The organism is Chiayiivirga flava (assembly GCF_014202825.1).
Lineage (GTDB): Bacteria > Pseudomonadota > Gammaproteobacteria > Xanthomonadales > Xanthomonadaceae > Chiayiivirga > Chiayiivirga flava.
Window position 1 is genome coordinate 192,338 of the sequence record NZ_JACHHP010000003.1, and the last position, 12,228, is coordinate 204,565.

The following is a 12,228-nucleotide window of genomic DNA, read 5'->3' on the forward strand; positions in this document are numbered from 1 at the left end:
CTCCGGTGCGGAATCGTCATCGGCACCTTCAGTGGATTCGTCGGCGGCGTCGCCGGGCGAGGGGAGGGGATCGGCATCGGCGTCGAGCGCCGCGGTGGCCGGGATGGACTCGGGCAGGGGCATGTCGTCGATGCCTTCGGCGACGGTGGCGGAATCGGCGTCCGGCGCGTCGGCGAGGCCGTCTTCGCCTTCGACGCGATCGTCTTCCGCTTCGCTGGCATCGATGTCGCCGTCGGGCGCGTCGTCGGGGGTGGTATCACCCGCCTCGGGCGCGGCGATGCCCCGGATCGGGCGCGGCCCCTCGAAATCGAGCTGCGGTTCGAGGTCCGGGATGTCGTTGAGTTCGGCCAGCGGCGGCAGCTGGTCCAGGCTCTTGAGGTTGAAGTAGTCGAGGAAGGCCTTGGTGGTGCCGAACAGCGCGGGTTTGCCCGGCACGTCGCGGTGGCCGATGACGCGGATCCATTCACGTTCCTCGAGCATCTTGATGATGTTGCTGTTCACCGCCACGCCGCGGATCTGTTCGATCTCGCCGCGCGTGATCGGCTGGCGGTACGCGATGAGCGCGAGGGTTTCGAGCGTGGCGCGCGTGTAGCGCGTCGGACGTTCGGTCCACAGCCGCGCGATCCAGGCGTGCACGTCGGCCTGCACCTGGTAGCGGAATCCGCTTGCCACCTCCACCAATTCCACGCCGCGGCCGTCGCAGGCGGCCTTCAGCGCCTCGATGGCCTGCTCGATGCTGCCGGCCGGTGCGGGCTGGTCGTCCGGAAACAGGCCGTAGAGCTGGGCCAGCGTCAGCGGTTGGGTGGAGGCGAGGATCGCGCCTTCGACGATGCGTTCGATGAGGGGTTGGTCCATGCGTTGGGCGGGTCTGAAAAGATCGGTGTCAGTCATAGTCGGAATCGACGCTGCCGGACGCATCGTCGTCGTTGGCGGCGGGCGTGCCGTCGTCGGCGGCGACCGCGAGCGACTTCACCCAGATCGGCGCCAGCGGTTCTTCCTGCACGATCTCCACCAGGCGTTCCTTGGCAAGTTCGAGCATCGACAGGAAGGTGACCACGACGCCGAGGCGGCCTTCCTCCACGGTGAACAGCGACAGGAAATCGTGGAACTGGCCGTCGCCGAGCTTCGCCAGCACCTCGCCCATGCGCTGGCGCACGCTGAGCGCCTCGCGCTTGATCGCGTGGTGGGTGAACAGGTCCGCGCGCTTGAGCACGTCGCGCAGCGCGAGCAACATTTCGCGCAGATCCACCGGCGGCGGGACGCGGATCGCCTGGCGGTCGGGCACGAAGGCCGACACCACGCTGGTGTCGCGATCCAGGCGCGGTAGGGCGTCGACATCCTGCGCGGCCTGCTTGAAACGTTCGTATTCCTGCAGCCGGCGCACGAGCTCGGCGCGCGGATCGGCCTCTTCGCCTTCGGCCCCGGGCGGGCGCGGCAGCAGCAGGCGCGACTTGATCTCGGCCAGAATCGCGGCCATCACCAGGTATTCGGCCGCCAGTTCGAAGCGCAGCTCGCCCATCACGCCGATGTAGTCGACGTACTGGCGCGTGATCTCCGCCACCGGGATGTCGAGGATGTCGAGGTTCTGGCGGCGGATCAGGTACAGCAGCAGATCGAGCGGACCCTCGAAGGCTTCGAGGATCACTTCCAGCGCGTCCGGCGGGATGTACAGATCCTGCGGGATCTGCAGCACGGGCTGGCCCAGCACCATCGCCAGCGGCATTTCCTGCTGCTGCGGACGTGCGGGGGACGCGGCGTCGGGCGCCGGGATGTCGGTCGCGGCCTGGGCCGGCTCGGTGATCATGCGGTACGCGGCCCCTCCGGACCGGTCCGGCGCAAAACGCCGGACTGCAGCTTCTTGAAACGGAATGGACGACCGGATCGACGGATCGATCGGGCCGGATCGGAGCGTGATCGAACCCGCAGACGGGTCAGTTGAAACCTTCGGATACCCGCGCGTGCCGCGCCTGCGGCCGGATGCGGAGACCCTGCATCGGAGGAACCTGCATCGGACCCGCTTCAGGGTCCGGGTCCCTGCCGCCGGACGGTCAATCCAGGTCCAGCGGGTGGAAGCCTTGACGCGTGACTTGCGGCGTGTCGCCGGTCAGATCGATGACGCTGGTCGGACCGGGCGGACAATCCCCGGCATCGAGCATCACGTCGACATGCCTGAGCATCCGCTCGGCCACCGCATCGGCGTCGTGGCTGTCCAGTTCCTCGTCCGGCAGCGCAAGGCTGGTGGACAGCAACGGGGCACCGACCAGTTCGAGCAGTGCACGCGTCACGCCGTGATCCGGGATCCTGCAACCGATGGCGCGCCGCTTGGACTGCTTCAACCGCCGCGGCAATTCGTTCGCCGCGGGCAGGATGAACGTGCAGGGACCGGGGATCAGCGACTTGATCAGACGGAACGCCTGGTCGCCCAACTTCGCCAGACTGCCGATCTCGCCGATACGTGCACAGAGTAAGGTGAAAGGATGCTTGCTGTCCAGCCGGCGCAGCTTCTGCACGCGCTGCTCCGCGTCGATCGCATCGATGTTCCACGCGAACGCGTAGCCCGCGTCGGTGGGCACCAGCGCAAGCCGGCCGGCCAGCAGCGCGTCGGCCGCCTGCTGCAGCAGGCGTTGCTGCGGGGTGATCGGATGCAACTGCAGACGCACGCTCATCGGGTCGAAGAGGTCCTGTGCTGGCGATGCCGCGGCCGGCGATGCCGGTTGGCGATGCGATGGAGGAGTGCCTATGATGCCGGCCCCTGCTCGATCCGGATACCTCTGCCATGTGGTTCGTCATTCACGCGCGCGACGTGCCCGGCACGCTCGCACGGCGCATCGCCTCGCGTCCGGCGCACCGCGACCGCCTCATGGCGCTGCGCGATGCCGGGCGCCTGCTGCTGGCGGGCCCGATGCCGGCGATCGAAGCCGAGGATCCCGGTCCGGCCGGCTTCGTCGGCAGCCTCATCGTGGCCGAATTCGACTCGCTCGATGCGGCCAAGGCCTGGGCGCAGGCCGATCCCTACGTGGCCGACGGCGTCTACGCCCACGTGGACGTGTACCCGTTCATCCGGGCGCTGCCGTGAACGGCCGGATGGAGCGGATCCGCGAACGGCTGACCGCCGCGCTCGCGCCGCGCGACCTGCGCGTCGTCGACGAAAGCCACAAGCATGTCGGCCATGCCGGCGCGCGCGACGGCCGCGGCCATTTTGCGGTCACCATCGTCAGCGCCGCGTTCGAAGGCCAACGCCCGCTCGAGCGTCACCGCCAGGTCTACGCCGCGCTCGGCGACCTGATGCAGACCGACATCCACGCCCTGTCCATGCAGGCGTACGCACCCTCGGAGATCTTGCAATGAAATCCACGAAGATCGCGCAAATCGTTGTTTTGGCGGCTCTTCTGCAGGGTTGCTCCGGCCAGGGCGGCAACGCCGGCGACGGCACGCGCGCGCTTCATAACCCGCCGGCCGGCGCCGCCGTGGTCACGGTCAACGGCGAAGTGGTCACCGAGCAGTTGCTCGGCACCTTCGCGCGCGGCCGCGGCCTCGACCCGGCGGACCCGGACCAGCGCCAGCGCGCGCTGGATCTGCTCGTGGACACGTTGCTCATGGCGCAGGACGCCATCGCCACCGGCGTGGCGGCGAAACCCGAAGTGCAGGCCGAAGTCGCGCTGGTCGGCATGCAGCAGCTGGCCGGCCGGGCGCTGGCGTCGTACCGCGAGGAGGTGGCAGTCGGGGAGCCGGAGCTGCGCGCCTATTACGACCAGGAAGTCAAACGCACCGGCAAGCAGGAGCTGCATCTGCAGCACATCCTGTTCGAGGACCAGGCCAGCGCGGCGGAAGCCGCTGCCGATGCCACGAAGCCGGGCGCGGACTTCGAGGCGGTCATGGGCGAATACGCGGCCAAGGGCGCCAAGCAGGCGAAGGATCTGGGCTGGGGCAACCTCGGCCAGTTCCCGCCGGAACTGGCCGAAGCCGCGCTCACGCTGCAGGACGGCGAGGTCGGCGCCACCCCGCTCAAGACCGACTACGGCTGGCACGTGTTCCGGCGCGTCGGCGCCCGGCCGTACACGCCGCCGTCGTTCGAGCAGGTGCGCGAGGGCGCGCGCAAGCAGCTGACCGAACAGGCGCTGGCGGACAAGGCCAAGGCCCTGCGGGAGAAGGCGACGATCAAGGCGGCTGCATCCGCGGGGTGATTGGTTTTTGCGGGTGATGTGGGTTGTCCGACGCGTGTAGATTTGGCGCGGTCCCGGTCGCTCGACGAACTGCCTCGGAGGGGTGCAGGTGGCGCCCTCATCCGGTGCTGCCGCACCACCTTCTCCCGACGGGAGAAGGAAGCGGGCAGTGCTGCAGAGTGGGGGGTTCTTCCGGGTATGGCGTCAAGCGTGCGACAAGCACACCAAGCCAGCCAGTGAGTCCGGAGTCAGCAGCCTGAATTCTGCTCCGTCGGGTGAAACGAGTCTGAAGTCGCCAGTCTGAATCCTTCTCCCGTCGGGAGAAGGTGCCGGCAGGCGGATGAGGGCGCCACCTCGCACGCGCCCCCGACCCGCCGCACGCCCAGCGCCATCGCAACTGAGCCTGACAACCCGCTCCAGAGCCCGCTGCCACCACTCGCCTTGAACAGCATCAGGCGAGGGCATCGACAATCTCAGGCCAACCCCAGCATCCTCCACTCCCTCGGCTGCAACTCAACCCAACCGCCCCAACCTCAAGGCAACTGCACCGCCACCGGCGCGGTCCAGCCATCCTTGCGATGCTCCGCAATCACCGTCGTGTAAACCCCGCCACGCACCAGGAATTCCGCCGTCAAACGCATGAACCGCGGCTGCGTGGCGCGGACCAGATCGTCGAGGATCTCGTTGGTCACCCGCTCGTGGAACGCGCCCTCGTCGCGGAAACTCCAGTAGTAGAGCTTCAGGCTCTTGAGCTCCACGCACGCCTGGTCCGGCACGTATTCCAGATGCATCACCGCGAAGTCCGGCTGGCCGGTCTTGGGGCACAGGCAGGTGAACTCGGGCGTTTTGATCCGGATGGTATAATCGCGGCCCGGCTGCGGGTTCGGGAAGGTTTCGAGCGTCTTGCTCGGCTTGGTTGTCATGGCCTGCAGCGTCCCTCGGTTCGTCAAACTTCGAAAATAGCCGATCAGGGTAACCAGCGCGTTGCCCCGCGGCAAGCCGCCGCGTCGCGCCGGCCAGAACAATCCACAGGCGTTCCATGCGACTGACCACGATCAAGCTGTCCGGCTTCAAGTCCTTCGTCGACCCGACCACCCTGCACCTGCCGACGAACATGACCGGCGTGGTCGGTCCGAACGGCTGCGGCAAGTCGAACATCATCGACGCCATCCGCTGGGTGATGGGCGAAAGCTCCGCGAGCCGCCTGCGCGGCGACAACATCACCGACGTGATCTTCTCCGGCTCCTCGGCGCGCAAGCCGGTGAGCCAGGCGACCGTGGAGCTGATCTTCGACAACACCGACGGGCAGATCGCGGGCGAATTCGCCGCCTACAACGAAATTTCGGTCAAGCGCCTGGTCTCGCGCGATGGCCAGTCGAACTACTACCTCAACGGCGCGCGCTGCCGCCGCCGCGACATCACCGATCTGTTCCTCGGCACGGGCCTCGGCCCGCGCAGCTACTCGATCATCGAGCAGGGCATGATCTCGCAGATCATCGAGGCCAAGCCCGAAGACCTGCGCACGCATCTGGAGGAAGCCGCCGGCATCTCGAAGTACAAGGAGCGCCGCAAGGAAACCGAAACGCGCATCCGCCACACGCGCGAGAACCTCGATCGCCTCAACGACGTGCGCGAGGAAGTCGAAAAGCAGCTCGAACACCTCAAGCGCCAGGCCCGCCAGGCCGAGCAGTACCAGCAGCTCAAGGCCGAGCAGCGCGAACGCGACGCCCAACTGAAAGCCCTCGAATACCGCCGCTTCGATGCCGAACTTACCGCCCTGCGCGAGCGCATCGGTCAGGAAGAAACGAAGCTCGAAGCGCTGGTCGCCGAACAGCGCAACGCCGAAGCGCAGATCGAGCTGTGCCGCGAGCAGAACCTCGAGGCCACCGAGCGCCTGCAGCAGGCGCAGTCGGAGAGCTACCGCGTCGGCGCCGAGATCGCGCGTGTCGAGCAGCAGATCACGCACCAGCGCGAGATGCGCACGCGCCTGGAACGCGCGCGGCAGGAAAACGACGAAGCCTTCGCCGAACTCGTCGAACACATCGAGACCGACGAAGCCCAGCTCGCCACCGTCAACGAGGAGATCGCCGAGCGCGAACCGCAACTCGCCGGCCTCGGCGACGACGACGGCGCGCGCCAGGAAGCGTTGCGCGACGCCGAAGCCGCGCTCGCCGACTGGCAGCTGCGCTGGGACGCGTATTCGCAGGCGCAGTCGGAAGCCGCGCGCCAGGCGGACGTGGAACGCACCCGCATCGAATATCTCGAACGCCAAGGCATGGACGCCTCGCGCCGCCGCGACACGCTCGCCACCGAACGTGGCACGCTCGACCTCGCCACGCTCACCGAAGCGCTCGACCGCCTCACCGAAGACCACGACGCGCAGCGCCAGGGCCTCGACGCCCTCGGCGACCAGCTCGACGAACGCAAACGCCATGTCGCCGCGCTGCAGGAACAGCAACGCGGCCGCCAGGCCGATCTGGCCGAGGCCCGCAAGCAGGGCCAGACCGCGCGCGGCCGCCTCGCCTCGCTCGAAGCGCTGCAACACGCGGCGCTCGGTCAGGAAAAGGGCGCCGCACAGGAATGGCTGCAGGCCAACGGCCTCGACCGCGCGCCGCGCCTGGGCGAATCGCTGACGGTCGAATCGGGCTGGGAAACCGCCGTCGAAACGGTGCTTGGCGCGTTGCTCGAAGCCGCCACCGTCGACGCACCGGAAACGCTGCTGCCGGCCGTCGCCGACTTCGCGCAGGGCCGCCTGGCGCTGGTCTCGAACGACGCCACGCCGTTCGACGTGCCGACCGATTCGCTCGCCGCGAAGGTGCAGGGCCCGACGGCCGCGCGCCGCTGGCTCGCACGCATCCGCGTCGCCGACGACATCGACGCCGCACGCGCGTTGCTGCCCACGCTCGGTGCCGGCGACGCCATCATCACCCGCGCCGGCGAATGGATCGGGCAGGGCTGGGTGCGCGTGATCCGCTCCGGCGAAGCGCAGCAGGGCACGCTCGCGCGCGAACGCGAAATCCAGAACGTGCGCAGCGAAATCGAAGCGCTCGGCGAGCGCGAAGCGCAGATCAACGAACAGCTCGCCAACCTGCGCGACCAGGTGCTCGAGGCCGAACAGCAACGCGAGGACGCGCAGCGCTCGCTCTACCTCGCGCACCGCGGCGTGGCCGAACTCTCCGGCCAGCTGCAGAGCCAGCAGGGCAAGCTCGAATCTGCGCAGACGCGCATCGCGCGCATCGACGCCGAGCTTGCCCAGCTCGGCCAGGTCCTCGACGATGCGCAGGGCCGCACGCGCGAATCGCGTGCCGGCCTCGAGCACTCGGTCGCGCGCATGGGCGAGCTCGAATCCGAACGCGTCGCGCTCGAATCGCAGCGCCGCAGCCTCAACGACGCCCTCACACTGGCGCGCAACATGGCGCGTGATGCGCGCGACACCGCGCACCAGCTCGCACTCGCGCTCGAATCGCGCCGCACGCGCGCCGCCGCACTGACGCAGAGCCTGCTGCGCGCCGGCCAGCAGCGCACCCAGCTCGAACAGCGCCGCAACGACCTCGCCGCGCAGCTGGCCGACGGCGACGCCCCGATCCGCGCGCTCGAATCCGAACGCCAGACTTTCCTCGACCAGCGCGTCGTCGCCGAAAAGGATCTCGCCGCCGCGCGCTCCGCGGTGGAAGGCGTCGATGCGGAGCTGCGCCGATTCGAGCAGATGCGCCAGCGCGCCGACCAGGCCGCGTTGTCGTTGCGCGAAGCGCTGCAGGCAAAGCGCCTGGAAGAACAGCACCTCGCCCTGCGGGCCGAGGCCATGGCCGAAGGCATCGTCGCGGCCGGCCTCGAACTGCAGCCGGTGCTCGACGCCCTGCCGCCCGAGGCCACCGTCGAGTCCTGGACGCGCTCCGTCGCCGACCTCGAAACCAAGATCCGCCGCCTCGAACCGGTGAACCTTGCCGCGATCACCGAGTACGGCGAACAGTCGCAGCGCAAGGACTACCTGGACGCGCAGCACCTCGACCTCACCACCGCGCTCGAAACCCTCGAAGGCGCGATCAGGAAGATCGACCGCGAAACCCGCAGCCGCTTCAAGGACACCTTCGACCGCGTCAACGCCGGCGTGCAGGAGCTCTACCCGCGCCTGTTCGGCGGCGGCCACGCCTACCTCGAACTCACGGGCGAAGACCTGCTCGACACCGGCGTCTCGATCATGGCGCGCCCGCCCGGCAAGCGCGTCACCAACATCTCGCTGCTCTCCGGCGGCGAGAAGGCGCTCACCGCGGTGGCGCTGGTCTTCGCGATCTTCCGCCTGAACCCGGCGCCGTTCTGCCTGCTGGACGAAGTCGACGCGCCGCTCGACGAGGCCAACGTCGGCCGCTTCAGCGCCATGGTCACCGAGATGAGCGAAAAGGTGCAGTTCCTGTTCGTGACCCACAACAAGGGCACGATGGAGGCCGCGCGCCAGCTTGCCGGCGTCACCATGCGTGAACCGGGCGTGTCGCGCCTGGTCTCGGTGGACCTCGCGGAAGCCACGCGCCTCGTCGGCGCGGCATAATGGCCGCATGAGCAACTGGAACCCCGACGTTGGAATCCCGCTCGCCGTCATCGGCGTCCTGATCCTTCTCGCGATCGCGTTTTTCGGACGCCCGCGCAAGCCGGATCAGGGCCGGCGTCTGGATGCAAGAACGTCCGGCAAACCCGGCGAACGGCGCGAACCGCGCCTGTCCGACAGCTTCGGCCAGCCGGCCGACGGCGACGATCTCGACGCCTCGATCCAGACCGAACTCGAAATGCTCGAACGCACCCTCGCCGGCGGCGGCGGGCACGACGACGATGCGCCCGAGGCGCCGCCGGTGCGCGCGGCATCCAGCGTCGGAAAACGTGTGGAAACGGGCTTCGACCGCATCGTCACGCTGTTCGTCGCCGCGCGCCCGGGAGAAACGATCAACGGCGCCGACATCGTGGTCGCTGCCGAAAAGGCCGGCCTGGCCTTCGGCGACATGAACATCTTCCACCGCCTGGTCGACAACCGGCCCGAAGCCGGGCCGATCTTCAGCGTTGCGAACATGATGAAACCCGGCAGCTTCGACCTGCGCCGCGTGCACGACATCGAAACCCCCGGCCTCACGTTCTTCATGACCCTGCCGGGCCCGCTGCCGGCGCTCGACGCCTGGGAAACCCTGCTGCCGACGGCGCAGCGCATGGCCGAACTGCTCGATGCCAGCGTGCTGGACGAAGAACGCAACACCCTCGGCCGGCAACGCATCGCGCACCTGCGCGACGAGCTGCGCGCGTTCGACCGCAAGCAGGAAAAACAGCAGCAGCGCAGCTGGTGAGGGCAGGGTGTGGTGCGTTCGCCCTGGCCCCGACGCTTCGCCCGGCGCACACCCGCTGCCGGCATTCCGTGCGCCGAGATCAAGTCGGGTAGCCCCTCTCCCCGTGGGAGAGGGGTTGGGGTGAGGGTCCGGCACGCCTCGCCGCCCGAGTCTCGCGCCGACGTCTTCAACCGTACTGCTTCGATCCCGGCGGGTGAAACGCTGATCCTACGCTCGTATAGCGTGATGAGTCTCCAACCCGCAGTCGCATCCCGAACCCTCACCCCGACCCCTCTCCCACGAGGAGAGGGGCTCACGCGGCGCGGCGCCATCGTGCACTGCGGACACGTGCAGGCCTCCGCATGACAAACGCCTCCCTCACCAAGCGCATCGCCGCGCTGCGCGAGAAAATCGACGACGCCAACCACCGCTACCACGTCCTCGACGACGCCGACATCCCCGACGCCGACTACGACGCGCTGATGCGCGAACTGATCGATCTGGAAGCCCAACACCCCGAGCTCGTCACCGCCGATTCGCCCACCCAACGTGTCGGTGCCGCGCCGTCCGGCGCGTTTGCCGAAGTGCATCACGCGATTCCGATGCTGTCGCTCGGCAACGCCTTCACCGATGCCGAAGTGGCCGACTTCGTCCGCCGCATCGAAGACAGGCTCGACCGCACGAACCCGCAGTTCTCGGTCGAACCCAAGCTCGATGGCCTCGCCATCAGCCTGCGCTACGAACACGGCCGCTTCGTGCGCGGCGCCACGCGCGGCGACGGCGCCACGGGCGAGGACGTCACCGCCAACCTGCGCACGGTCAAGGCCATCCCGCTCAAGCTGCGCGGCGACCACGTGCCCGCGGTGCTCGATGTGCGCGGCGAGGTCTACATGCCGCGCGCTGCCTTCGAGAAATACAACCGGAAGATGCGCGAGACGGGCGGAAAAGTGCTCGCGAACCCGCGCAACGGCGCCGCCGGTTCGCTGCGCCAGCTCGACCCACGCCTCGCCGCGCAGCGCCCGCTCGCGTTCTATGCGTACGGCGTGCACGCCTTGCCCGACACCGACGCCACCGCCCGCGACGAGGCCCAGGCCGACACCGCCGGTCCCTTCGAACGCCACAGCGACGCGCTCGCGCAGCTCAAGGCCTGGGGTTTCCCGGTCAGCGGCGAAAGCGGCACCGCCCGGGGTCTGGACGAACTCCTGGCGTACTACCGGCGCATCGGCGAAAAACGCGACGTACTGCCGTTCGACATCGACGGCGTCGTCTACAAACTCGACGACTACGCCGGCCAGCGCGAAATGGGCTTCGTCTCGCGCGCCCCGCGCTGGGCGCTGGCGCACAAATTTCCCGCGCAGGAACAGTCGACCGTACTGGAAGGCATCGACATCCAGATCGGCCGCACCGGCGCCGCCACACCCGTCGCGCGCCTGAAACCCGTGCAGGTCGCCGGCGTCACCGTCACCAACGCCACGCTGCACAACATCGAGCAGATCCGCCGCCTGGACGTGCGCATCGGCGACACCGTCATCGTGCGCCGCGCCGGCGACGTGATCCCGGAAATCGTGCGCGTCATCCTCGACCAGCGCGCACCCGGCGCACCTGCATGGACGATGCCGCCCACGTGCCCGGTGTGCGGCTCCGAACTCGTGAAGGACGAAGGCAGCCCGATCACGCGCTGCTCCGGCGAACTGACCTGCGCCGCGCAACGCAACGAAGCGCTGCGCCACTTCGCCTCGCGCCGCGCGATGGACATCGAAGGCCTCGGCGACCGGTTCATCGAGGACTTGAGCGACCTCGGCTACGTGAAAACCATCGCCGACCTCTACAAACTCACGCTCGACGACCTCGTTGAGATGAAACGCCGCGCCGACGAGCGCGACGGCACTACGCCGGAGACGGTGAAGGCCGGCAAGGTCGCGACGAAGTGGGCCGAGAACCTGATCGAGGCCATCGATACGAGCCGCAGGACCACGCTCGCGCGCTTCCTCTACGCACTCGGCATCGAACACGTCGGCGAAAGCACGGCCAAGGCGCTGGCGACGATGTTCGGTTCGCTGGCGACGATCCGCACGCTGCCGTGGCCGATCTTCACCCGCGTGCCGGACATCGGCGGCGAAGTCGCGCGCGCCATCGGGCACTTCTTCGACCAGCCCGGCAACCAGCAGGCGATCGATGCGCTGCTCGAGCGCGGCGTGTCGATCGGGGACGAAACCGCCCCGTCGCCGAAACTGCGCGCCAGCTTCGATCGCGCCGAGCTGCTGGCCTCGATCGGCATCCCGAAACTGACGCCGATCCGCGCGGTGCAGCTCATCGCCGCGCTTCCCGCGCGCGAAACGATACTCGCAGCAGAGCCCGACGTGCTCGACAGCGCCGGGCTCCCGGCCGACACCGCCGATGCATTCGTGCACTGGCGCGCCGTGGCCGCGAACCGGGCCCTGCTCGACCGCACCCTGCAGGCCTACGACACGCTCGACGCGCAGCTGCCACGCGGCGAACCCGTGTCCGCGGGGCCGCTCGACGGCAAGACCGTGGTGCTGACCGGCACGCTGTCGACGCTGAGCCGCGACGCTGCGAAGGAACGGCTCGAAGCGCTCGGCGCCAAGGTTTCCGGCAGCGTTTCGAAGAAGACCAGCTTCGTCGTTGCCGGCGAAGCCGCGGGATCGAAACTCGACAAGGCCGCCGAACTGGGCATCGAGATCTGGGACGAAGCGCGCCTGCTCGCCTTTCTCGATGTGCCGACGCCGTCGTGAGCGCCTCCG

The 12,228-nt window shown here is 68.7% G+C and carries 9 protein-coding genes and 1 pseudogene; 6 read left to right on the forward strand and 4 right to left on the reverse strand.

Annotated features, from left to right (window positions below):
- Positions 1 to 6: 6 nt before the first annotated feature.
- The 3 genes and pseudogenes from scpB to HNQ52_RS09360 all read right to left on the reverse strand — a co-directional run.
- Positions 7 to 855, reverse strand: a pseudogene (scpB, locus tag HNQ52_RS17430) (SMC-Scp complex subunit ScpB); the annotation flags it as partial.
- A 28-nt stretch (positions 856 to 883) separates the two neighbouring features.
- Positions 884 to 1,804 (reverse strand): segregation and condensation protein A, encoded by a 921-nt coding sequence (locus HNQ52_RS09355; protein ID WP_183960875.1) that lies wholly within the window; start codon positions 1,802 to 1,804, stop codon positions 884 to 886.
- 244 nt (positions 1,805 to 2,048) lie between these two features.
- Positions 2,049 to 2,666: an L-threonylcarbamoyladenylate synthase gene (locus HNQ52_RS09360; protein WP_183960876.1), complete on the reverse strand. Its 618-nt coding sequence runs from the start codon at positions 2,664 to 2,666 to the stop codon at positions 2,049 to 2,051.
- A 110-nt stretch (positions 2,667 to 2,776) separates the two neighbouring features.
- Between HNQ52_RS09360 and HNQ52_RS09365 the strand changes: the two genes are divergently transcribed.
- The 3 genes from HNQ52_RS09365 to HNQ52_RS09375 are packed head-to-tail and all read left to right on the forward strand — an operon-like array spanning position 2,777 to position 4,184.
- Positions 2,777 to 3,076 (forward strand): YciI family protein, encoded by a 300-nt coding sequence (locus HNQ52_RS09365; RefSeq protein WP_183960877.1) that lies wholly within the window; start codon positions 2,777 to 2,779, stop codon positions 3,074 to 3,076.
- Positions 3,077 to 3,084: 8 nt separating this feature from the next.
- Positions 3,085 to 3,348 (forward strand): BolA family protein, encoded by a 264-nt coding sequence (locus HNQ52_RS09370; protein ID WP_183961179.1) that lies wholly within the window; start codon positions 3,085 to 3,087, stop codon positions 3,346 to 3,348.
- Entirely contained in the window at positions 3,345 to 4,184 is an 840-nt protein-coding gene (locus HNQ52_RS09375; protein ID WP_183960878.1) for a peptidylprolyl isomerase, read from the forward strand. Before HNQ52_RS09370 ends, HNQ52_RS09375 begins: the two co-directional genes overlap by 4 nt.
- Positions 4,185 to 4,696: 512 nt before the next feature.
- Here the strand turns inward: HNQ52_RS09375 and queF are convergent.
- Positions 4,697 to 5,086, reverse strand: a complete 390-nt coding sequence (queF, locus tag HNQ52_RS09380) for a preQ(1) synthase (RefSeq protein WP_183960879.1) — start codon at positions 5,084 to 5,086, stop codon at positions 4,697 to 4,699.
- A 116-nt stretch (positions 5,087 to 5,202) separates the two neighbouring features.
- Between queF and smc the strand changes: the two genes are divergently transcribed.
- From smc to ligA, 3 genes are all read left to right on the forward strand, one after another.
- Positions 5,203 to 8,706, forward strand: a complete 3,504-nt coding sequence (gene smc, locus HNQ52_RS09385; RefSeq protein WP_183960880.1) for a chromosome segregation protein SMC — start codon at positions 5,203 to 5,205, stop codon at positions 8,704 to 8,706.
- 7 nt (positions 8,707 to 8,713) lie between these two features.
- Positions 8,714 to 9,487 (forward strand): cell division protein ZipA, encoded by a 774-nt coding sequence (zipA, locus tag HNQ52_RS09390; RefSeq protein ID WP_183960881.1) that lies wholly within the window; start codon positions 8,714 to 8,716, stop codon positions 9,485 to 9,487.
- Between the two features lie 341 nt (positions 9,488 to 9,828).
- Positions 9,829 to 12,219 carry an NAD-dependent DNA ligase LigA gene (gene ligA / locus HNQ52_RS09395; RefSeq protein ID WP_183960882.1) on the forward strand — a complete coding sequence of 797 codons (2,391 nt, stop codon included), beginning with the start codon at positions 9,829 to 9,831 and terminating at the stop codon, positions 12,217 to 12,219.
- Positions 12,220 to 12,228 lie beyond the last annotated feature (9 nt).